The organism is Candidatus Pelagibacter bacterium nBUS_25, from assembly GCF_051200975.1.
Taxonomy (GTDB): Bacteria; Pseudomonadota; Alphaproteobacteria; order Pelagibacterales; family Pelagibacteraceae; genus Pelagibacter.
The window spans coordinates 1299189-1320212 of the sequence record NZ_CP172846.1 but is presented as its reverse complement, the minus strand read 5'-3'; the positions used below and the strand labels follow the sequence as shown (position 1 = coordinate 1320212).

Here is a 21024-nt window from a genome sequence, read left to right as displayed (position 1 = left end):
TTATTTTTTAATTTTTCTATTAAAACTACCTTTTCCTTTTTTAGGCTTCATTATATTTGGTTTAAATTTTTTTGTTCGCAATTCTTTAGCAATTGGATTTTTTTTATTTGATTTGGTAGCCATTCTTTTTGCTTATTATAAAATTTTCATTATTAAAAGTTTTCAAAAATTTTTTTCTCAATCTATAAATATGAGTTTCAACTGTGTGCGTTTCTACATCATCTTGATACATCCAAACATGTTTTTGTAATTCATCAACTGTAACAGGTTTTTTCATATTAAATAAATGCAAAATTATACTTACTTCTTTTTCAGTTAATTTTAGTCTTAGACTTTTCAATGATATTTCTCGAGCATTTAAGTCAATTAAATAATTATTAATATTTACTTCTGATTGATTTGAAAATCGTTGTTTCAAAATTTCAATATTAAGTTTCTCTAATAAATTATTAAGTGTTATGGGGAATTGTTGAGCTATGTATTGGTTATCAAAACCTATTAATTTCTGTTTTGTAATTATTAAATAATTCTTAATATTCTTTATTTCATTTCTTAATATTTTCTCATCTAAATGTTTAACAATTTTAAAATTTAATTCACCCTCAACCTCTTTAAGAACCTGATATAAATTTGGAAATTTGTAAATTATTAAAATTTGATTATTCATATATAATAAAGATATGACTTTTTTTTTAAAAAATAAACACACACTTCAAGTTGATAATTTTAATTTTAAGTGTTCAATTGGTAAAAATGGCACTTCAAATAATAAAATTGAAGGAGATGGAAAAACACCAATAGGTACCTTTCAAATTGAGCACTTATATTACCGAAAAGACAGACTAACAGAGCCTGAAACCTCATTAAAAAAAATTGATATTAATGAAAATATGGGTTGGTGTGATGATGTCCATTACCCAAAAAAATATAATAAATTAGTCAAAATTAATAATACGATAAAATGTGAAAAGCTTAAACGAAGAGATCATAAATATAATCTTTTAATACCTTTAAAATATAATTTTAACAAACCCATTGCAGGATTGGGTAGTTGTATTTTTATTCACTTAACTAAAAATTATAAACCTACAGCTGGATGCATTGCTTTGGTAGAAAAAGATTTTTTAATTATGCTAAAATTAATAAAGAAAAATACTAAGATTAAAATTATTTAAAATCTATTACCGAAAATACTAGAGCCTATTCTTAAATATGTAGCTCCGTTATTTGCAGCTTGAAGATAATCTTGAGACATACCCATACTTAATTCTTTTAAATTAAACTTTATATTTAAATTTTTTAGTGCTTTAAAATAATCAGAAGTAGCTTCATTTTGGGGAGGCAAGCACATTAATCCAATAATATTTAAATCATATCTTTCTACAGCCTGCTTGTACAAGTCTGGCAATTCTTTGATAGAAATACCATTCTTTTGACTTTCGCTTCCTAGATTTACTTGAATAAATATTTTAAATTTTTTTTTGTTTCTAGACTCTTCTTTTGAAATTTTTTCTGCTAATTTTAAATTATCTAGTGAATGTATATAATTAAAATGTGGGAACAAAAATTTTACTTTGTTTGTTTGCAATTTTCCAATCATATGTAAATTAATATTCATATATTTTTTTTTCAAATTTGGCCATTTTTGCAATGCTTCCTGAACCTTGTTTTCACCAAAATCTTTATGTCCATAATCCAAAAGAGGTTTTATGTTTTCTTCACCAAAAGTCTTGCTAACAGCTATAATTTTTGCATTTGGGCAATTAACTAGTTTTTTTTTTATATTTTCTAAATTACTAATAGTTTTATGCATTTTAATTTATTCTGTTTTATAGACGATTTTAATTTTAATTTAATTAATAATCTGCCAAAAACAACTTCAATAATTTTTAGAAATTATAATAATCGTTTAAATACAGACTCAATAATAAAAACTAAAAACCTATGTAGAAAACTGCATTATAAATTATACTTAGCAAATAATATCAAATTAGCTTTAGAATTAAATTTAGATGGAGCTTATATTCCAGCTCATAATAGAGATTTTAAGATTAATTCGTACCAACTTAAGAAAAAATTTAAATTAATAGGCTCAGCACATAATTTAAAAGAAATAAGAACCAAAGAACTTCAAAAGGTTGATTATTTATTTTTGTCTTCTTTATTTTTTTCTAAGAAAAACAAAAAAGAACTTGGAATTTATAGATTTTTAAACCTATCTAAAAAAACAAAAAAAAAATAATTTGTTTAGGTGGTATAAACAAAGATAATATAAAAAAAACTAATCTAATTAAACCTTATGGAGTAGCAGGAATATCGTACTTTCAAAACTAATTGATATGATTAATAGAGAAGACATTTTATACATAACCAAAGAGACAAAAAGAATTCAAAATTTTTTTGAAAGTGGAAACTTTGAAAAAGTAATCAAAAAAACAAAAATTTTATTAAAAAAGGATCCTTCACAAACTATATTTTATAATTTGATTGGTTTATCTTACAAGCAACTTAACAATTTAGAACTTGCTGAAAAAACATTTAAATCAGGGTTAAAGGTCAAACCCAATGATCCAAGTATTCTAGTAAATTTAGGAGCAACGTATCGTCTACAAGAAAAATATAATGAGGCAAAAAGTGCTTTGGAACATGCTTTAGAACTTAATAAAGAAAATTTTAACGCTTTAGTGAATTATGCAAATGTTTTAAAAGATTTAAATCAAAACACACAAGCAATTGATTATTACAATAAAGCTCTAGCTATAAATAACAAAAATCAAGCTTTACTAACTAATCTTGCAGGCAGTTACCAAATGATTGGAGATTTTATAAAATCAAAAGAAATTTTAAGAAATTTACACAAAGAATATCCTCAAAATGTTCTAGCAGATCAAATGTACAGTTCTATCCATAAGTATGATGATGACCAAACACATCAAAAAGAAATGTTAGAAAAATTAAATAAAGAAAATATATCATCAAATGATAAAATGGTTCTTTGTTTTTCTATTGCTAAATCATTTTCTGATCAAAAAAATTCTGAATTATCTTCAAAATATTTTATAATGGCTAATGATTTAAAATTTGACACAATAAAAAACTTTGATTTCGATGAACAAACTAAATATTTAACTAGTCCAAAACATATTTTCAAAGATTTTATTTTTGAAAAAAATACTTCCTCTAAAAAACCAGAGTTAATATTTATTGTTGGTTTGCCTAGATCTGGCACAACTTTAACACATCAAATTATATCATCACATTCAGAGATATTTGGTGCTGGGGAATCACCAATATTAAAAAATGTATTTGTAAAAAAATTTGAAAATGATGATTTTATAAAAAAGATAGTTGATCTTGATAAAAACCAAAATGAATTCAAAGAAAATTTAAGAGTTGATTTATTAAGTAGGTTTAAACAATATAATAATAATTTAATTATTTTAGACAAGGCACCTCTTAATCTTGTCTGGTTGGGTTTTATCAACATATTATTTCCAACTGCTAAAATTATTCACTGCAAAAGAAACTTAAAAGATACAGCATTATCTATTTATAAGAACACATTCGAAGGATGGGCCTTACCATGGAGTTATAATCAAGAATATTTAGTAAAATTTATTGATTTATATAAGGAATTAATGGCTTTTTGGCACATGAAAATGCCAGGTTATATATACGACTGTCACTATGAAAAGTTGGTGAATGATCCCATTGAAGAAACTAAAAAGTTAATCAATTTTTGTAACTTAACATGGGATGAAAACTGTTTAGATCACACAAAAAATAAAACTGGAATAAAAACTGTAAGTATCGAACAGGCTAGAAATCCTATACATAAAAAATCAGTAAATCTTAATGAAAATTATTTAAAATATTTAGATTTTTTGAATAAAATTTCTGAATAAAAAAAAAGGGCCTAAAAAAATTTAGGCCCTTTAAATATTTGTCTTTTAACAATTAGAATGCAAAAGATACTGTTAACTCAGTGTGTTGATAATTGTTAGCAGTGTTACCAACATTATCACCTTCATTTGCGTGAGCCTGTAAAGTTAGACCACCCATTGAATAACCAACTGAGAAACCTTTTAACTCTTGATCTACAGATCCAGATACTTCTACAGTTGATTCACCGTAAGAAATTGACAAGTCATCATTTACTGCAAATGAAATACCAAAAGCAGTATTTTCTTCGTCATTTCCTGAAGCAGGATCAACATCAGTTAATTGAACACCAACAGTTGCTGCACCCATAGCGTATGTAACACCCATAGTGTCGTAGTTATTTTCAGTTGTAGAAGTTACACCTTGGCTTCCAGTACCGTAGAAAATGTTAGCACCATCAATACCTGTGTACTGAATAGCTACAGAAGATGATGAATCAACTGAACCAGTACCAGATACACCACCATCGTCATTAGCAGCTTGTCCATCTGGACTGTAACCGATTTCTACTTTTACACCGTCAACAGAAGTGTTTGTGTATTCAAATCCACTTGAAGCTGAAGAAGCGTAACCATTCTTAGTTCCACCAAGACCGTCCCAAATTTCTTCAACAGCAGTTGGCATTAAGTCATCTATACCAGCAACACCTAATCCACCAGCAGCATCAGTGTACATAACTTTACCCATGTCACCCATATCGTAAGTTAATAAAGATGAAGATTGAGCACCTTCAACAGTCATTACATGAGTTAATGATACTGAGTGACCATTATCTAGTTCACCACCACCAGAAAAAGTCATGGCTTTTTGCATACCAAAACTGTTACCAGTATTTGATGAATCAGTAGTTCCACCTTTTGAAGTGTAACTCATTTTTGCTCCACCACTTACTGATAGTGAACCAGCCATAGCAGTAGTTGCGATAAGAGATCCAGCTAATGCTGTAAGTCCTATTTTTTTAAAGTTTGTCATTAATTTCTCCTTTGTTTAATTATTAATATTAATAACAAGAGCAAATTAGCTTATTTTCCTAAAAAATTTATCTTAATCCTTGATTTTTTAATTTTTTAAATGAAGTGTTGCAATAATATCACACAATAATTGCTATAAATCATGAATATTCGTGTTATTTAGTCAATTAATTATGAATATTTTAATGAAATATACCACACATGCAGCAATTTTAATAATTTTTTTTGTTGTATCTGGTTGTGGCATTTACAAAAAAGTAGATGCTAGAAAAGTACCAGTAAATGTAAATGATCGAGCTGCTAAAAATATTGAAGAAGGAAGAAGTTTTAAATTATTTGATTCAGAAAAGACAATGGGAGGAAATTTTCAATTTGCTAGTTCTAATGAACTATGGAGAGCCTCATTAGATGTTATTGATTTTATGCCTCTATCTTCCGTAAATTATAGTGGCGGTATAATTATTACAGATTGGTACACAGATAACACCAGTAAAAATGAAAGTATTAAAATCTCAATTCGGTTTCTAACAAACGAAGTTAGATCAGATGCATTAGATATAAAGATATTTAAGAAAAAATGTATTGATAATTTACTAAACTGTAAAATAACCGAACAAGAAAGTGTTTTGGTTCAAGAACTTAAAAAAGAAATACTAAAAAAAGCAACCCTATATAAAACATCAGATCAGAGCAAAAAAAAGAAAAAAAACAAGAGTAGATTCTACTCAGACTAAAAATTTATTATAATTTTGTGGAAAGATATAATTTTAAAATTATCGAAGATAAGTGGCAAAAGTATTGGGAAAGCCAAAAAACATTCTCAACAAAAGTAGAGGAAGATAAAAAAAAATTTTATTGCCTAGAAATGTTTCCTTATCCATCGGGTAAGATACATATGGGCCATGTAAGAAATTACACAATTGGTGATGTCTTAGCTAGATACAAAACATTACAAGGATACAACGTGTTGCATCCTATGGGATGGGACTCTTTTGGGATGCCTGCTGAAAATGCAGCAAGACAAAATAAATTAGATCCAAAAACATGGACTGAAAAAAACATTTCAGTAATGAGATCTCAACTAAAAAAACTAGGTTTATCCATAGATTGGGATAAAGAGATTTCAACTTGCTCGCCTGATTATTACAAACATCAGCAAGAATTTTTTTTAAAACTATATGATAAAGGATTAGTTTATAGAAAAGAAAGTTATGTAAATTGGGATCCTATAGACAATACAGTTTTAGCCAACGAACAAGTTATAGATGGTAAAGGATGGCGCTCTGGTGCGATTGTTGAAAGAAAAAAACTTAACCAATGGTTTTTTAAAATAACAAAATTTTCAAAAGAGCTTTTAGAAAGCTTAGAAACTTTAAAAGACTGGCCAAACAAAGTTAAGGTTATGCAAAAAAATTGGATTGGAAAATCTTACGGCTGTGAAATTAAATTTAAAATTGAGTCAAAAAAAGATATTAATGAAATTGAGTGTTATACTACTCGTCCAGATACCTTGTTTGGTATGTCTTTTTTAGCACTTTCAGTAGATCATCCAGTTGCAAAATTTTATGAAGATGACCCAGAATTCATGAAATTTAAAAAAGAATGTTCTAAAACTGGTACAACTGAGGAATCCATTGCTGCAGCTGATAAACTTGGATTTAAAACCAATTTATTAGCAATTAATCCTTTAGATGAAAATATGAAAGTACCAGTTTATTTTGCTAATTTTGTTTTAATGGATTATGGATTGGGTGCTGTGTTTGGTTGTCCAGCACACGATCAAAGAGATTTAGATTTTGCAAAAAAATATAATCTAAAAGTTACACCAGTTGTAAGACCTGAAAAAGATAAGGAATTTTTGATTAATGATAAGGCTTATACAGAGTCTGGTTATTTATTTAATTCAAAGTTTTTAGACAATCTAAAAGTTCCAGATGAATCTATTGAAAAAACAATAAATTACTTAGAAGAAAATAATATTGGCCAAAAAAAAACAAATTATAGATTAAAAGACTGGGGTATTTCACGCCAAAGATATTGGGGATGTCCAATTCCAATTGTTTATGATGAGAACAACAATCCAATTAAAATTCCAAAAGAAAAACTTCCTGTTCAGTTGCCAAAAATTAAACAATTAAATAATGTAGGAAATCCGCTTGACGAAATTAGCGAGTGGAAAAATATATTAATTGACGGAAAAAAATACACCAGAGAGACAGATACTCTTGACACTTTTGTAGACTCTTCTTGGTATTTTTTAAGATTTTGTTCTCCTCATAATTTAAACTATGGATTTGATGCTAAAGAAATAAAGTATTGGATGCCTGTTGACCAATATATAGGTGGTGTTGAGCATGCCATATTGCACCTTTTGTACTCAAGATTTTTTATGCATGCCTTATCTTATCAAAATGACAGCTTTAATATCAAAGAACCTTTTAGTGGTTTATTTACACAGGGTATGGTTTGTCATGAAACTTACAAAGATAAGAATAATAATTGGGTTAGTCCTGATGAGCTGATTACCAAAGATGGAAAAAAATATCTTAAAGATAGTGAAGAGCTTGTAAAAGTAGGTCCTTCAGAGTCTATGTCAAAATCCAAAAAAAATACTATAGATCCTGAAAAAATTATAAAAGATTATGGTGCTGATTCAGTTAGATTATTTATTTTATCTGATAGTCCACCTGAAAAAGATGTTCAATGGTCTGACGAAGGCATTAAATCATCTTATAAATTTCTCCAAAAATTATGGGTTTTAAATAAAAAAATTATTGATGAAATAGAGGCCAATCATTCATCAAATTCTAATAACGATTTAGACAAATTAACCAACAAATTTATAAAAGAGATTACCCATAATATTGAAAATTTTTCTTATAATAAAATAATTGCTAATCTTCATGAAACATATTCAGCCTTAAATAAAATAATTTTGAGTAAAATTGAAAAAATAAAATTAATTGAAAATTATAAAAAAATTTTAATAGCAATAAGTCCGGTAATTCCTCACTTTTCAAACGAATGTATGGAAATATTAGATATTAAAGAAAAATTATTATGGCCAAAGGTGGATGAAAAATTTTTAGAAGAAGATAACATAAAATTTATTATTCAATTTAACGGTAAAACTAGAAAAATTATTGAGTTGAAAAAAGATACGAATGAGGAAACTTTAATAAAAAAAATAAAAGAAGATAAAAAATTAAATGAATATTTAGGTAATAATAAAATTTTAAAAAAGATATTTATTCCTAATAAACTAATTAATATAATAATTTGAAATGATAAAAACAAATATAATTATAATCTCTCTAATTCTTTTTTTAAACAGCTGTGGGTTTACGCCAATTTATTTAAAAAAAAATGATCTTAAATTTTCAATTGAAGAAGTGAACTATTCTGGTGACAGAGATTTAAATAACTTTTTAAAGATAAATTTAGATCAGTATAAAAATGAAAAAGTAGATAATAAAATTTTTATTGAGGCTAAAAGCACATATAAAAAAGTCATTTTAAGTAAAGATGGAACGGGAGTGGTAACTAATTATCTGTTAGTAGCTGAAGTAATATTCTTAATAAAATCAAATAATAAAGAAATTAAAATTGTTGAAAGAAAAATTATAGACAGTATGGATGATAAATTTGAAGAGGCTAGATATGAGAGAACAATAAAGCAAAACTTTGCATCCTCTATATCAAGCAAACTTACGTCTGAATTAATTATTAATTAATGATTTTAAAATCTTTTGAAATTAATAAGATTAATCTAGATATTAATAATTTAATATTATTTTATGGAAAAAATGAAGGCTTGAAAAGTGAAGCTCTCAACATTTTAATTAAAGACAAAAATATAATTTCATACTATGAAGAAAAAGAAATTTTAGATAACGAAAATAATTTTATTGAAACTGTTTTATCTAAATCTCTTTTTGACCCACAAAAATTTATTTTTATCAAAAGAGCTACCGACAAAATTTTAAAAATAATCGAAAACCTGCATCAAAAAAAACTGGAAGATATTACAATTATTTTAAATTCAGAGAGTTTAGAAAAAAAATCAAAATTAAGATCTTTTTTTGAAAAAAATAAAACATTAGTTTGTGTACCCTTTTATCCTGATAATGATCAAACGTTATCTAAATTAACTTATAATTTTTTAAGAGAAAAAAAAATTTCAATTTCATCCTCAAATATAAACTTAATAGTAAGCAAATGCAGTGGAGACAGAGAAATACTTATGAATGAGCTTCAAAAAATTGAGCATTTTAGCAAAAATGGAAAAAAAATTAATAATGACAATATATCAAAACTAATCAATTTAAGCGAAAACCACAATATATCTGACCTTGTTGATAATTGCCTTGCTCAGAACAAGAGGAAAATAATAAGTATCTTAAATGAAAATAATTTTAGCAACGACGATTGCGTTATAATTGTTAGATCTTTTATAATCAAATCAAAAAAATTACTGGCTTTATCAAAAGCATTCGAGACTAACAAAAATATCGATTTGACCATTTCATCAGCAAAACCACCAATTTTTTGGAAAGAAAAAGAAATAACTAAACAGCAGATTCTAAAGTGGAACTCAAAAAACATTAAACAACTAATTTACTCACTAAGTGAAACTGAATTACAAATTAAAAAGAATATAAATAATTCAATTAATTTAATTACAGATTTTATTTTATTTCAGTCTTCTTCAACTGTTAATAATTAGATTTAATTATATCAATAATTTTATTCAGCTGGTCAAGGTCTTTATACTCAAAAGAAATTTTTCCCTTATTCCTTTTATTGTTTTGTATTTCCACATTTAATCCAATTTTATTTGATACCGAAAGTTCAAGAGCTATAATATTAGTATCTTTTGTGATCTTTGATTTTTGTCTTTTCTTTTTAAATAATTGAACAAAATTTTCAGCTTGTCTTACTGAAAGTTTATTGTCTACAATTTTATTAGCAACAAAAATTGCATTATCCATACCTACTAAGATCTTTGCATGTCCTGTCGATAACTTATTTGACTCTATTAATTTTATCACTTCGTCTGGTAAAGTAAGTATTCTTAAAGAATTTGTTATATAGCTTCTACTTTTACCAATAAATTTTGAGACCTTTTCTTGATCATAAGAAAATTCTTCTATCAATCTTTTATAACCTTGTGCTTCTTCCAGCGGATTTAAATCATGCCTTTGAACATTTTCGACTATTGCAAATTCTAAAGATTTTAAATCATCTACATCTGTGATTACTACTGGAACAGTGTGTATCCCTGCTCGTTGAGCTGCTAACCATCTTCTCTCGCCTGCAATGATTTCAAATTTTGAATTTTCATTATTTGATTTTCTAACTATGATTGGCTGAATTATTCCTCTTTCTTTTATAGAATTTGTTAAGTCCTCTAAGTTTATCTCATCAAAATTCTTTCTTGGTTGATATTTGTTTGGTATTAAGTCGCTTACTGGTAGTTGATTTTTTTGCACCTCTACTTTTGTTTCACCAATTAATGATGATAAACCTCTTCCAAGACCCTTTTTAATTTTATCCATTAAGCAGCACTCCCAATTATTGTCTCTTGATTTATAAATTCATTAGTAAAACTAAAATATGATTTACTACCAGGACAAGATTTATCATAAATTAAAACTGGCATGCCATGAGAAGGTGCTTCTGATAATCTTACATTCCTTGGAATTACTGTTGAGTAAACTTTCTCATTAAAATAATCTCTAGCTTCTTTTTCAACTTGAGAAGAAAGCTTATTTCTTTTGTCATACATAGTTAAAAGGATCCCTCTAATTTTTAAATCTGGATTTAAGCTTACTTTTATCCTCTCAATAGTTTTCATGAGTTGAGTTAGTCCTTCTAAAGCAAAGAATTCTGTTTGCAAAGGTACTAGAAGTGAGTTTGAGCATACAAGTGCCATAACTGTAAGAAGGCTCAAGGAAGGCGGACAATCAATTAGTACATAATCGTATAATCCTCTAGAATTGTTTAAATAAGCGCTTAATTTTGCCTTTAATATAAAGGCTCTATTATTGTCGTCAGCCGTTTCTACCTCAAGTCCTGATAGATCCACATTAGAGGTTATAATATCTAAATTTTCAAACTGTGTCTTCTTGATTATCTCATTAATCTCTCTAGTTCCATTCAGCACACCATAAATTGTGTCACTTGAGTTGTCTACATTGGATAATCCGAGACCTGTTGTTGCATTTCCTTGAGGGTCTAAATCAATAACTAAAATTTTTTTATTAAGTTGAGTTAATCCCGCAGCTAAATTTATAACTGTTGTTGTTTTCCCTACCCCGCCCTTTTGATTTATTACTGAAATAATTTGCATTTAGTTTTTCTTATATCTTTTTTTATTTTTCTTACTAATTTTTTTTATGTTTAATAAAAATGAGTCATCATTAGTTAAGCTTTTTTTTTCTATGTACTCTAAACTCCAATCATCTTTAGATTTTTCAAATATTTTTTTTCCACTCTTGCCCATAAAAAAAATTAAATTTTTATATTTAGAAAAATTTTCATAAACTAAATCTAGAACCACAGGCATTGGCTTGAATGCTCTTGACATAACCGTGCCTGTTTCTAAATTTTTTATTTCAAAAATATTTTTTTGAAAAACTTTTGTATTTAAATTTAGTTTTTCTGAAACTTCTTTTAAAAAACGGCTTTTATGGTGGCTTTTTTCATAAAGATGCACATCCATATCATTTTTCATATTTTTGAGTATAATTGCTACTACAATTCCTGGTAAACCCGCTCCAGATCCTAAATCTGTAGTTGTATTGCAATTAAAATCAATAAAATCAATAATTTGTGCAGAATCTACAATATGACGCTCAATTATAGACTTTCTTGATGATGTATTTTGGCTAATTATGTTAATTTTTTCATTTTTTTCAATAATCATCGATATATAGTTTTCAAAGTCTAAAAATGTTTCACGTGAAACATTTAAGTCATTTAGTCTTGCGTATGATTTTAAAATCTCTTGGTCCATTAAGCTATATGCTTAATAGACTTTCTTTTAACGTGTGACAACAAAATATATACAGCAGCTGGAGTAATTCCATCAATTCTTAGTGCTTGACCCATTGTTTTTGGTTTTATTTCCTTAAATTTAGCTTTAACCTCGTTTGACAACCCTGAAAGACCATCATAGTTAATTTTATCTGGAATTATAAGGTTTTCATCTCTTTTAAAAGCTAAAATATCAGCTTTTTGTTTTTTCAAATAACCTCTATAATGAGCATTAATTTCAACCTGCTCATCTATTTCATTGCTAAAAAAAGGTATATCAGACCATATTTCCCTAATTTTATTCATATCAACTCCTTTTTGAGTTAATATCTCATTAGAAGATCTCAAGACTCCATCTTTTGCAATTTTTATTCCGAATTTATCAGCTTTATTAGGTGATATATTAGATTTAGTCATTTTTAGCTTAATTTGACTAATTTTATCAAATTTATCTAAATAAACATCTTTTCTTACATCACCAATTAATCCAATTTCTATTCCTTTTGCAGTTAATCTTTGATCTGCATTATCAGATCTCAGGCTTAATCGGTATTCTGCTCTTGATGTAAACATTCTGTATGGTTCAGCAACACCTTTAGTCACTAAATCATCAATCATTACACCTATGTAAGCATCAGATCTATCTAATATAAAAGGTTCTAATTTTTTATGAGATAAAGCGGCATTTATCCCAGCTACAAGACCCTGAGCTGCAGCTTCTTCATATCCTGTTGTTCCATTAATCTGACCAGCCAGATAAAGGTTGCAAATCTTCTTGGTCTCAAGAGTTAAAAACAGTTCTCTCGGGTCTATATAATCATATTCTATAGCATATCCCGGTCTTATTATAGAAACATTTTCTAAACCACTGATATTGTTACATATTTCTTGTTGAATATCAGCTGGAAGTGATGTAGAGATGCCATTTGGGTAAATTGTGTGGTCATTTAACCCTTCAGGCTCTAAAAATATTTGGTGCCGACCCTTGTCAGTAAATTTTACTATCTTGTCTTCGATAGATGGACAGTATCTAGGTCCAACACCTTGTATGCTACCAGAGTACATAGCACTCTTAGATAAATTTTTTTCAATAATTTTGTGAACCTTTTCGTTAGTATAAGTCATACGACAAGAAACTTGTTTGTTAATATTTTTTTTAGTTAAAAAAGAAAAAAAATAAGGATCATCATCTGCAAACTGTTCTTCTAAATTTTCATAATTAATTGTTCTTGAGTCAAGTCGGGGAGGGGTTCCTGTTTTTAATCTTCCTATTTTAAAATTATATTTTTCTAATTGTTCACTTAATCCCGTTGAAGGTTTCTCGTCATACCTTCCAGCGGGTATTCTTTCATTGCCTATATGTATCAAACCATTTAAAAAAGTGCCGGTTGTTAGTATTAGCTTAGAACATAAAACTTTTTTACCTTCTCTAGTTACAAAACCAGTTATTGTATTTCTATCAAAAATAAACTTTATTACAGGATCTGAAAAAATTCTTAAATTACAGTAGTTTGCAAGTTTTTCTTGCATATATTTACGGTATAACGACCTATCTGATTGAGTTCTTGGTCCCCTTACTGCTGGACCTCTACTTCTGTTTAATAATCTAAATTGGATACCTGATTTATCTGCAACTTCACCCATAACACCGTCAAGTGCATCTATCTCTCTTACCAAATGACCTTTACCTAAGCCACCTATCGCTGGGTTACAAGACATCTCTCCAATTGTTTCTATCTTATGGGTAAACAAAGCGGTGTTCACACCTAGTCTTGCAGAAGCTGCAGCTGCTTCACAACCTGCATGGCCACCGCCAATTACCACAACATCAAATGATAAATCATTTTTCATAAGCTAAATTTATAACTGATTATTATATTTACAAGGTGCGTGTAGTTTTGTTTAAATAAGCTTAAATTATCAACGTTTTTTATTAAAAGAAGGCTTAAAAACATGGAAAACAGGGTATTATTTACCTATACAAAAATCGTTGAAAATACTACCTAATATCTCCTCAACATCAACTTTTCCAACAATCATACCAAGATGTCTAGTAGCTAACCTTAAATCTTCGGCAGCTTTATCAAAATCTTCAACTTCATTTTTTTTATTAAAATTTTTAAGATGTTCTGAACATTGTTCCAGATGTTGTCTGTGTCGTTCTCTTGTAATTAAAATATCATCACTTGTTATAAATTTATTTTTTAAATTATTTTTTATTTTTATAATTAATTCATCGATGTTTAAATTTTCCTTAATTGAAATTAATACATGATCTAATTTTTTGATCACTGGATCAATATCTCCCTTCAAAAGATCTGATTTATTAATTACTAAAATTGCGTTTTGATCTAATAAACCCTTCAAAACATCAGTAAAATAAAGGTTTTTGGGATCAACAACTACCAACTTTAAATCAGCTTCTTCTGCTCTATTTAATGATAATTTTATACCTTTCTTTTCAATTTCATTTTTAGATTCTCTTATACCAGCAGTATCAGAAACAATTACTGGATAACCATCTATGTTAAGATGAGTTTCAATTACATCTCTTGTTGTTCCTGCAATCTCTGAAACTATTGCAACGTCTCTATTTGATAGATGATTTAAGAGACTAGATTTTCCTGCATTGGTTGGTCCAAGAATTGCAATCTTAAAACCTTCTCTTATTCTTTCTCCAACCTTTTGATCATTTAAAATTTTTTCAATATTTTTTAAAACTTCATCAGAACTCTTTATTATTTCTTTCAAAATATCTTTTGGTAAATCTTCATCAGGAAAATCTATTTTTGCTTCCACATGAGATAATATTTTTAAAAGTTTTTCTCTTAAAAAATTAAATTGATCAGAAGATTTTCCATTCATAATCTTAATTGCTTGCTGTCTTTGAATTTCAGTTTCAGAAGAAATTAAATCTGCAACGCTTTCAGCTTTAAGTAAATTTATTTTTCCATTTTGAAATGCAAGTTTTGTAAACTCACCTGGCTCTGCTAAACGAAAATTTTCAATATCTGAAATAGTAGTATGAAGAGCATCAATTACAGCTTTGCTTCCATGCACCTGTATTTCGGCCATATCTTCGCCTGTGTAGCTCTCAGGCCCAGGAAACCACAGTATGATGCCTTCATCAATTAGCTCAGAAGTGTTGATTTTATTGATTTTTCTTAGTGTTGCTACTCTTGGCTCTGGAACAGATTTACCAGTTAATAATTGAATAGCTTTAGAGGTCTCTTTTCCTGAAATTCTTATTACAGCAATACCAGATACTCCAGGTCCACTTGATAAAGCGTAAATACTCATGATTTAAATATAAGTGTTTTTTTTTTATTTTAATATACCTTTATTTTAAAAAGTTATGAATTTTGATAATATAGAAGTTATTAATTTAAATCACGTTAAGTATTTAGAAAATAAATTATTGAATGGTCAATTTGAAGATCTAGAAAAAATAATTGAAAATTTAAATAAGAAAAATTTTAATCATCCAGCCATAAAACTTCTTTATGCAAACTCAAAAGTATTAAAGAAAAATTCAAAATTAGAAGAAAAAAAAATTGCTTTTGATATATTTCTTGAAACATACAAATCAAATTCTAATTTTAAAAAAGTACTTTATAATCTTTGTGCCATCTGTTTTCAGATCAAAGAATATAATAAAATTTTAATTTTATTAGAGGATTTTATTAAACAAAATGACTACGATGATAAGGTTTATGGCACCTTATATAAAATTTATGGAATCTTAGGTGAGGCTGAAAAAGCTAATGAATTTGCAAAAATAATTGTTAAAAATGAGCCAAAAAACCTAGAAGCTTGGTCAGCATACATATTCACTTCATTATATTTGGAAAAATTTAAACAAAAAGATGCGATAAATCTTTTTAATGAATTTACCAATAATGTTCCTAAATACGAAGTTAAAGAGAAAATATCTAATCAAACTTTAAACAGTAAAATAAGGGTTGGCTTTATAACACCATACTTCAATGGAAACTCTATTGATGGCTTTTTATTAGGTTTACTAGAAAACATGGATAGAAAAAAATTTGAAATTATAGGTTTTAATCTGGGTAATTCTAATCAAAAATCAGACCATTTAATTCATCATTTTGACAATTGGAACCATGTTTTTGATCTAGAAGATTTAGAATTAATTAATTTTATTAGAAAAAAAAATATTAATATTTTAATTGATCTAGTTGGACATGGGCCAGGAAATAGATTGCCAATTTTTAAAAATAGAGTTGCACCTATTCAAATATCTTGGCTAGGATATACAAACTCAACTTGGTTGAAAGAAATTGATTATATAATTTCTGATCCATATCTAATTAAAAAAAATGAAGAAAATTTATATTATGAAAAAGTTTTATATCTTCCAAATATATGGGGCGCTCATAAAAAATTAGATGAAAAATTAAAAATAAAAGAATTACCTTATGATACAAATAATTATGTTACTTTCGGCTCTTTTAATAATTTTCTTAAAATTTCAAATAATGTCATTAGAGTTTGGTCTGAAATTTTAGATAAAACCAATAGTAGATTGATTTTGAAATGTTCTATGCATGATAATTTAGAAATACGAGAAAGATTTTTAAATAGATTTCCCAAAAATATAACAAATAAAAATAAAATTGTTTTATTAGAAAGACAAAAAGAAAAGCAAAACCATATTAATCTTTACAATAAAATAGACATTGGGCTAGATACTTTTCCCTATACTGGTGTGACAACCACATTTGAGGCTATATGGATGGGAGTTCCAGTATTAACTCTGAAGGGGGATAATTTTACATCGCGATGTGGCGAAAGTATAAATATTAATTTAAACCTGAGAGAATTTATAGCTGATGATACGGATGATTATATTAAAAAAGCAGTAAATTTTACAAAAAAAATAGAAGTAATTAGAAATTTAAGAAAAAATTTACGAGAACAAGCTAAAAGATCTTCACTTTATAAAACAAAAGATTTTTCTAATCAATTTTGTAATGAATTAAAAAATTTGTGGATAAAAAAAATTAGTTAAAACTTTAATTTTAAGCAGGCTTATTCATTGAGTTAAAAAACTCAGCGTTATTTTTTGTATCTTTTAATTTTGAATTGATGAATTCAATTGCATCCATTGTTCCCATTGGTGCAATAATTCGTCTAAGAACATTCATTTTTTGAAGATCATTTTTATCAAATAACAATTCCTCTCTTCTTGTTCCAGATTTTGTTATATCAATCGCAGGATAAATCCTTTTATCAGCTATTTTTCTATCAAGAACAGTTTCGCTATTTCCTGTTCCTTTAAATTCTTCAAAGATCACTTCATCCATTCTGCTACCAGTATCAATCAAAGCAGTTGAAATGATAGTTAAAGATCCACCTTCTTCAATATTTCTTGCTGCACCAAAAAATCTTTTTGGTCTTTGAAGTGCATTTGCATCCACACCACCGGTTAAAACTTTTCCAGAACTAGGAATAACAGCATTATAAGCTCTCCCTAACCTTGTTATTGAGTCTAATAATATGACTACATCTTTTTTATGCTCTGTTAATCTTTTTGCTTTTTCAATAACCATCTCGGCAACAGCAACATGGCGTTGCGCTGGTTCATCAAAGGTAGAACTAATTACTTCTCCTTTAACGGTCCTTTGCATGTCAGTAACTTCTTCTGGCCTTTCATCAATTAGTAAAACCATTAAATAACTTTTTGGATAATTTTTAGCAATTGAGTTAGCAATACTTTGTAATATCATTGTTTTACCAGCCTTGGGTGGTGAAATAATAATCGACCTTTGTCCTTTTCCAATTGGACTCACAAGATCAATTAATCTTGGTGTTAAATCAGGTTTTTTTTCTATTTTTGTTGTCTCGATTTCCATGACCATTTGTTGATCAGGATAAAGAGGTGTTAAATTATCAAATGCAATTTTATGCCTAGCTTTTTCTGGTTCTTCAAAATTAATTTTACTCACTTGAAGTAAAGCAAAATATCTTTCACCTTCTTTGGGGGCCCTAACTGGTCCTTCCACAGTATCTCCTGTTCTTAAACCAAATTTTCTAATTTGACTTGGGCTTACATAAATATCATCTGGTCCTGGTAAATAATTTGACTCCATCGCTCTTAAAAAACCAAAACCGTCTTGTAATAGTTGTAGAACACCCGCCCCAGTAATTTCTTCTTTTTCTGCAACTTTTTTCAAAATCGCAAAAAGGATCTCCTGTTTTCTTAATGTACTAGCATTCTCAATGCCAAGTTCTTCGGCTTGTGTAATAAGCTGTTCTGATGATTTTAATTTTAACTCTTGAATATTCATGATTTGAAATTTGTAAGGACTATTTAGATACTGTTAATATATATACTACATTTGTTATTACAACCCTAGATTGGCTTAAAAATGACTATGAAAACTATAAAAATTAGCATTATTGTGGGAATTTCATTAATTATTCTAAAGAATTTTGATGATCTTGTATTAGAATTATTTTTTAAAGATACGAGGCATTTCCCTAAATAATCATTATAGGCAGATAATAACATCACTAGAATAATTTTTATTTGCATCCAGAGTTGAGAAAATATTTCTATTCCATTTAAATAAATAAGAACTAAACCGAAAATCCAGGTGAAAATCATTGCTGGACGCATTATGTAATAAAAAAGTTTTTTTTCCATTACTTCAAAAATATCAGTAGCTTCTTTTTTTTCTTTGTTCTCAACATGATAAACAAAAATTCTTGGAAGATATAAAAGACCAGCCATCCATGAGACAACAGCTATCAAGTGTAAACTTTTAAATATTAAATAACTATTCATAATTTAAACATGGGCATTTATTAAATTGTTTTGGGCATTGTATCTTTGGAGGAAAAAGCTCTCCATTGAAATTATAATCTTGTTTTTTAATTATTAGATTGGACATTGCTTTAATAAAATTTTCATTAGTACCTAGTGCTGGAACTCTTGTATAATTTTTACATCCATGTTTGTCAGCCAACTCTTTGTATTCTATATCTAACTCGACTAGGGTTTCTGAATGTTCAGATACAAATGCTATGGGAACTAGAACAATATGTTTGCCTATTTTTGAATTTTCTACAATTAAGTCTTCTGTGGATGGACCTATCCATTTTAAAGGGCCAACTCGACTTTGGTAACTTAAGGCCCAATCCAAACTTTTAATATTTAGTGACTTAACAATTTTATCGACTGATTGCTCTACTTGCCATTGATATGGGTCTCCCTTTTTTATATTTTTCTCTGGTAAACCGTGTGCAGAAAATATTAATTTGAAATTTTCTAATTTATCAATTTTTTTTAATATTTCTTCTCTGTGTGCCACAACAAAATTATCATCTGTAGGATAACAACAAATTGTGCTTGTTTTAATTTTAAGATTATTTTTTTTACAAATATCTTTCCATTCTTTAATTGATGATCCCGATGTTGCTGCAGAATATTGTGGATATAATGGCATTAATATAATCTCGTCTGGGTTAAAATTTTTTACATGATTTATCACTTCCTCTGCCCTTGGGTGCCAACATCTCATGACAATAAAACATTTATATTCTGAGTTTTGATCATCATTATTCAGCTTTATTTCAAGAGCTTTTGATTGCTCTTTTGTTAGTTTTAAAATAGGAGATGATCCACCAAGCTCCCGGTATATCTTTTGAGCGGTTGGGGTTCTTCTATTAGAAATTAATTTAGCCAAAGGATACCTAAAAATAGTAGGTAAATTTAATATTGCTGGATCATTAAATAAATTAAATAAAAATGGCTCTACATTTTCTAATTTGTCAGGGCCCCCCAAATTGAAAAGAATTACCGCTTTTTTCATGAATAATCTTTTACAGTATTAACTAAATATTCGAACATTTTAGGATCTGTCTCAGGTAAAACTCCATGCCCTAAATTAAAAATATATGGGTGATCTTTAAATATATTTAAATATTTAGTTGCTTCTTTTTTTAATTTTTCTTTATCTGTAAGTAATATTTTGGGGTCAAGCCCACCTTGAACTGGAATTTTTATATCCTGTAAAATTTTTTTTGGATCCACATTGTAGTCAATACCAATTGCATCTGGTTTAACAATTTCACAAAATTCTTTGTAATTTTTAATTTCTCTGGGAAAGCAAATGACAGGTGTATGTAAAGATTTTACATAATTGACCAAGTTAAGGGTAGGTGAATAAACGTAATTAGGCAAATCTTTTTCTTCTAATAAACCAGCCCAACTATCAAATATTTGTATTACATTTGCGCCGTTATCAATCTGATTTTTAATATGTATTTTTAAAAATTTCTCTAAAATTAATAGAATCCTATTTATTAAGAAATCATTTTTAAAAAAATCTTTCTTTAAATTTTTTTTAGGCGATTGTTGGTTGATAATATAAACTAGTAAAGTCCAGGGCGCACCCACAAATCCTATAGTATTTTTATTTTTTACTATATCGTTCGTGCTTACTTTTTTTATAGTTTTGTACACAGGATAGATTTTTTGAACAAAATCAACTTCATCTAGTTTTAGCATTTCATCAATATTTACATTACCGAGTTTAGGGCCAAAACCTTTTTCAAATTCAACCTTTTGATTTAAACCATATGGAAGCATTAAAATATCAGAAAAAATTATTGCAGCATCTAAGTTAAATCTTTTTAAAGGTTGTAGTGTAATCTCTGAGGATAAATTTTCATCTAGACATAAATTTATAAAATTTGGATTTAATTTTCTTATTTCTCTAAACTCAGGCAAATATCTTCCAGCCTGTCTCATTATCCAAATTGGATTGATTTTCGTTTTTTTGTTTATTATTACTTCATGTAGAGGGGTCATATTAAAATATTATATATATTTATTGTATTAGTATTATGTGTTGTGAATATTGATGATAAGTATTTTTTAACATTTTATTAACAACTTAATAACAATTAATAATCATTAATATTGTTAAAATTGAAGCTTTTTAAATTTTTATTCAATAAATTGTATAATTCTATTAACAATTTAATTAATGTTAATAAAAGCCTTATTTTACAATAATAATTAACCAATATTTAAATTGAGTAA

General features: G+C 27.6%; 21 protein-coding genes. 8 read left to right on the top strand and 13 right to left on the bottom strand.

Translation table 11 applies throughout. The annotated features are described in order from the left end of the window. Both arfA and ACIJYH_RS07060 read right to left on the bottom strand, forming a co-directional pair. Complete coding sequence (gene arfA / locus ACIJYH_RS07065; RefSeq protein WP_435162936.1) at nt 1–123, bottom strand: alternative ribosome rescue factor ArfA; 123 nt, start codon at nt 121–123, stop codon at nt 1–3. Then, nucleotides 104–667 (bottom strand): winged helix-turn-helix domain-containing protein, encoded by a 564-nt coding sequence (locus ACIJYH_RS07060; protein ID WP_435162934.1) that lies wholly within the window; start codon nt 665–667, stop codon nt 104–106. Before ACIJYH_RS07060 ends, arfA begins: the two co-directional genes overlap by 20 nt. Before the next feature lie 13 nt (nt 668–680). Between ACIJYH_RS07060 and ACIJYH_RS07055 the strand changes: the two genes are divergently transcribed. Continuing rightward, nucleotides 681–1175 carry a L,D-transpeptidase family protein gene (locus ACIJYH_RS07055; RefSeq protein ID WP_435162932.1) on the top strand — a complete coding sequence of 165 codons (495 nt, stop codon included), beginning with the start codon at nt 681–683 and terminating at the stop codon, nt 1173–1175. Here the strand turns inward: ACIJYH_RS07055 and ACIJYH_RS07050 are convergent. Next, on the bottom strand, nt 1172–1813 hold the full coding sequence (locus tag ACIJYH_RS07050; protein ID WP_435162930.1) for a YggS family pyridoxal phosphate-dependent enzyme: 642 nt from the start codon (nt 1811–1813) through the stop codon (nt 1172–1174). The genes ACIJYH_RS07055 and ACIJYH_RS07050 overlap by 4 nt on opposite strands. Between ACIJYH_RS07050 and ACIJYH_RS07045 the strand changes: the two genes are divergently transcribed. Together ACIJYH_RS07045 and ACIJYH_RS07040 are read left to right on the top strand one after the other, a co-directional pair. Then, nucleotides 1808–2242 carry a thiamine phosphate synthase gene (locus tag ACIJYH_RS07045; protein ID WP_435162928.1) on the top strand — a complete coding sequence of 145 codons (435 nt, stop codon included), beginning with the start codon at nt 1808–1810 and terminating at the stop codon, nt 2240–2242. The genes ACIJYH_RS07050 and ACIJYH_RS07045 overlap by 6 nt on opposite strands. 97 nt (nt 2243–2339) lie before the next feature. After that, complete coding sequence (locus ACIJYH_RS07040; protein ID WP_435162926.1) at nt 2340–3905, top strand: tetratricopeptide repeat-containing sulfotransferase family protein; 1566 nt, start codon at nt 2340–2342, stop codon at nt 3903–3905. A 52-nt stretch (nt 3906–3957) separates the two neighbouring features. On the opposite strand, the gene ACIJYH_RS07035 is transcribed toward ACIJYH_RS07040, so the two are convergent. Next, nucleotides 3958–4914, bottom strand: coding sequence for a porin (locus ACIJYH_RS07035; protein WP_435162924.1), 957 nt, complete (start codon nt 4912–4914; stop codon nt 3958–3960). Between the two features lie 184 nt (nt 4915–5098). Here ACIJYH_RS07035 and ACIJYH_RS07030 point away from each other — a divergent pair, with 184 nt between their 5' ends. From ACIJYH_RS07030 to holA, 4 genes are read left to right on the top strand one after another with little or no spacing between them, the layout of a single operon-like run. Then, the gene (locus tag ACIJYH_RS07030; protein WP_435162922.1) at nt 5099–5647 is read left to right on the top strand and encodes a DUF3576 domain-containing protein; all 549 of its coding nucleotides are present in this window, start codon (nt 5099–5101) and stop codon (nt 5645–5647) included. Between the two features lie 17 nt (nt 5648–5664). After that, entirely contained in the window at nt 5665–8196 is a 2532-nt protein-coding gene (leuS, locus tag ACIJYH_RS07025; protein WP_435162921.1) for a leucine--tRNA ligase, read from the top strand. A 1-nt stretch (nt 8197) separates the two neighbouring features. Next, nucleotides 8198–8647, top strand: coding sequence for a hypothetical protein (locus tag ACIJYH_RS07020; protein WP_435162919.1), 450 nt, complete (start codon nt 8198–8200; stop codon nt 8645–8647). Continuing rightward, on the top strand, nt 8647–9639 hold the full coding sequence (holA, locus tag ACIJYH_RS07015) for a DNA polymerase III subunit delta (RefSeq protein ID WP_435162917.1): 993 nt from the start codon (nt 8647–8649) through the stop codon (nt 9637–9639). Before ACIJYH_RS07020 ends, holA begins: the two co-directional genes overlap by 1 nt. On the opposite strand, the gene ACIJYH_RS07010 is transcribed toward holA, so the two are convergent. From ACIJYH_RS07010 to mnmE, 5 genes are all read right to left on the bottom strand, one after another. Beyond that, nucleotides 9629–10471: a ParB/RepB/Spo0J family partition protein gene (locus ACIJYH_RS07010; RefSeq protein WP_435162915.1), complete on the bottom strand. Its 843-nt coding sequence runs from the start codon at nt 10469–10471 to the stop codon at nt 9629–9631. The two genes, holA and ACIJYH_RS07010, sit on opposite strands and share 11 nt — an antisense overlap. Further along, nucleotides 10471–11265, bottom strand: coding sequence for a ParA family protein (locus tag ACIJYH_RS07005; protein ID WP_435162913.1), 795 nt, complete (start codon nt 11263–11265; stop codon nt 10471–10473). Before ACIJYH_RS07005 ends, ACIJYH_RS07010 begins: the two co-directional genes overlap by 1 nt. Beyond that, nucleotides 11266–11931, bottom strand: coding sequence for a 16S rRNA (guanine(527)-N(7))-methyltransferase RsmG (locus ACIJYH_RS07000; RefSeq protein ID WP_435162911.1), 666 nt, complete (start codon nt 11929–11931; stop codon nt 11266–11268). Beyond that, entirely contained in the window at nt 11931–13802 is a 1872-nt protein-coding gene (mnmG, locus tag ACIJYH_RS06995; RefSeq protein WP_435162909.1) for a tRNA uridine-5-carboxymethylaminomethyl(34) synthesis enzyme MnmG, read from the bottom strand. The genes ACIJYH_RS07000 and mnmG overlap by 1 nt, the downstream gene beginning before the upstream one ends. A gap of 117 nt (nt 13803–13919) precedes the next feature. Continuing rightward, entirely contained in the window at nt 13920–15251 is a 1332-nt protein-coding gene (mnmE, locus tag ACIJYH_RS06990) for a tRNA uridine-5-carboxymethylaminomethyl(34) synthesis GTPase MnmE (protein ID WP_435162907.1), read from the bottom strand. Nucleotides 15252–15306: 55 nt separating this feature from the next. On the opposite strand from mnmE, the gene ACIJYH_RS06985 reads away from it, so the two are divergent. Further along, nucleotides 15307–16983 (top strand): hypothetical protein, encoded by a 1677-nt coding sequence (locus ACIJYH_RS06985; RefSeq protein WP_435162905.1) that lies wholly within the window; start codon nt 15307–15309, stop codon nt 16981–16983. A 10-nt stretch (nt 16984–16993) separates the two neighbouring features. On the opposite strand, the gene rho is transcribed toward ACIJYH_RS06985, so the two are convergent. The 4 genes from rho to hemE form a co-directional block, all read right to left on the bottom strand. Further along, nucleotides 16994–18262: a transcription termination factor Rho gene (gene rho / locus ACIJYH_RS06980; protein ID WP_435162904.1), complete on the bottom strand. Its 1269-nt coding sequence runs from the start codon at nt 18260–18262 to the stop codon at nt 16994–16996. Between the two features lie 65 nt (nt 18263–18327). Then, nucleotides 18328–18762, bottom strand: a complete 435-nt coding sequence (gene hemJ / locus ACIJYH_RS06975) for a protoporphyrinogen oxidase HemJ (RefSeq protein ID WP_435162902.1) — start codon at nt 18760–18762, stop codon at nt 18328–18330. Further along, nucleotides 18755–19789 (bottom strand): ferrochelatase, encoded by a 1035-nt coding sequence (hemH, locus tag ACIJYH_RS06970; RefSeq protein ID WP_435162900.1) that lies wholly within the window; start codon nt 19787–19789, stop codon nt 18755–18757. Before hemH ends, hemJ begins: the two co-directional genes overlap by 8 nt. Next, nucleotides 19786–20790 carry a uroporphyrinogen decarboxylase gene (gene hemE / locus ACIJYH_RS06965; RefSeq protein WP_435162898.1) on the bottom strand — a complete coding sequence of 335 codons (1005 nt, stop codon included), beginning with the start codon at nt 20788–20790 and terminating at the stop codon, nt 19786–19788. The genes hemH and hemE overlap by 4 nt, the downstream gene beginning before the upstream one ends. Nucleotides 20791–21024: the final 234 nt, after the last annotated feature.

Excerpts from the sequence above, each read along its gene's own strand:
- hemJ (WP_435162902.1), bottom strand. The coding sequence starts at position 18,762 with ATGAATAGTTATTTAATATTTAAAAGTTTACACTTGATAGCTGTTGTC.
- holA (WP_435162917.1), top strand. The coding sequence starts at position 8,647 with ATGATTTTAAAATCTTTTGAAATTAATAAGATTAATCTAGATATTAAT.
- ACIJYH_RS06985 (WP_435162905.1), top strand. The coding sequence starts at position 15,307 with ATGAATTTTGATAATATAGAAGTTATTAATTTAAATCACGTTAAGTAT.
- ACIJYH_RS07040 (WP_435162926.1), top strand. The coding sequence starts at position 2,340 with ATGATTAATAGAGAAGACATTTTATACATAACCAAAGAGACAAAAAGA.
- ACIJYH_RS07010 (WP_435162915.1), bottom strand. The coding sequence starts at position 10,471 with ATGGATAAAATTAAAAAGGGTCTTGGAAGAGGTTTATCATCATTAATT.
- hemE (WP_435162898.1), bottom strand. The coding sequence starts at position 20,790 with ATGACCCCTCTACATGAAGTAATAATAAACAAAAAAACGAAAATCAAT.
- mnmG (WP_435162909.1), bottom strand. The coding sequence starts at position 13,802 with ATGAAAAATGATTTATCATTTGATGTTGTGGTAATTGGCGGTGGCCAT.
- hemH (WP_435162900.1), bottom strand. The coding sequence starts at position 19,789 with ATGAAAAAAGCGGTAATTCTTTTCAATTTGGGGGGCCCTGACAAATTA.
- ACIJYH_RS07030 (WP_435162922.1), top strand. The coding sequence starts at position 5,099 with ATGAAATATACCACACATGCAGCAATTTTAATAATTTTTTTTGTTGTA.
- mnmE (WP_435162907.1), bottom strand. The coding sequence starts at position 15,251 with ATGAGTATTTACGCTTTATCAAGTGGACCTGGAGTATCTGGTATTGCT.
- rho (WP_435162904.1), bottom strand. The coding sequence starts at position 18,262 with ATGAATATTCAAGAGTTAAAATTAAAATCATCAGAACAGCTTATTACA.
- ACIJYH_RS07055 (WP_435162932.1), top strand. The coding sequence starts at position 681 with ATGACTTTTTTTTTAAAAAATAAACACACACTTCAAGTTGATAATTTT.
- ACIJYH_RS07000 (WP_435162911.1), bottom strand. The coding sequence starts at position 11,931 with ATGGACCAAGAGATTTTAAAATCATACGCAAGACTAAATGACTTAAAT.
- ACIJYH_RS07020 (WP_435162919.1), top strand. The coding sequence starts at position 8,198 with ATGATAAAAACAAATATAATTATAATCTCTCTAATTCTTTTTTTAAAC.
- ACIJYH_RS07045 (WP_435162928.1), top strand. The coding sequence starts at position 1,808 with ATGCATTTTAATTTATTCTGTTTTATAGACGATTTTAATTTTAATTTA.
- ACIJYH_RS07060 (WP_435162934.1), bottom strand. The coding sequence starts at position 667 with ATGAATAATCAAATTTTAATAATTTACAAATTTCCAAATTTATATCAG.
- ACIJYH_RS07005 (WP_435162913.1), bottom strand. The coding sequence starts at position 11,265 with ATGCAAATTATTTCAGTAATAAATCAAAAGGGCGGGGTAGGGAAAACA.
- ACIJYH_RS07050 (WP_435162930.1), bottom strand. The coding sequence starts at position 1,813 with ATGCATAAAACTATTAGTAATTTAGAAAATATAAAAAAAAAACTAGTT.
- arfA (WP_435162936.1), bottom strand. The coding sequence starts at position 123 with ATGGCTACCAAATCAAATAAAAAAAATCCAATTGCTAAAGAATTGCGA.
- ACIJYH_RS07035 (WP_435162924.1), bottom strand. The coding sequence starts at position 4,914 with ATGACAAACTTTAAAAAAATAGGACTTACAGCATTAGCTGGATCTCTT.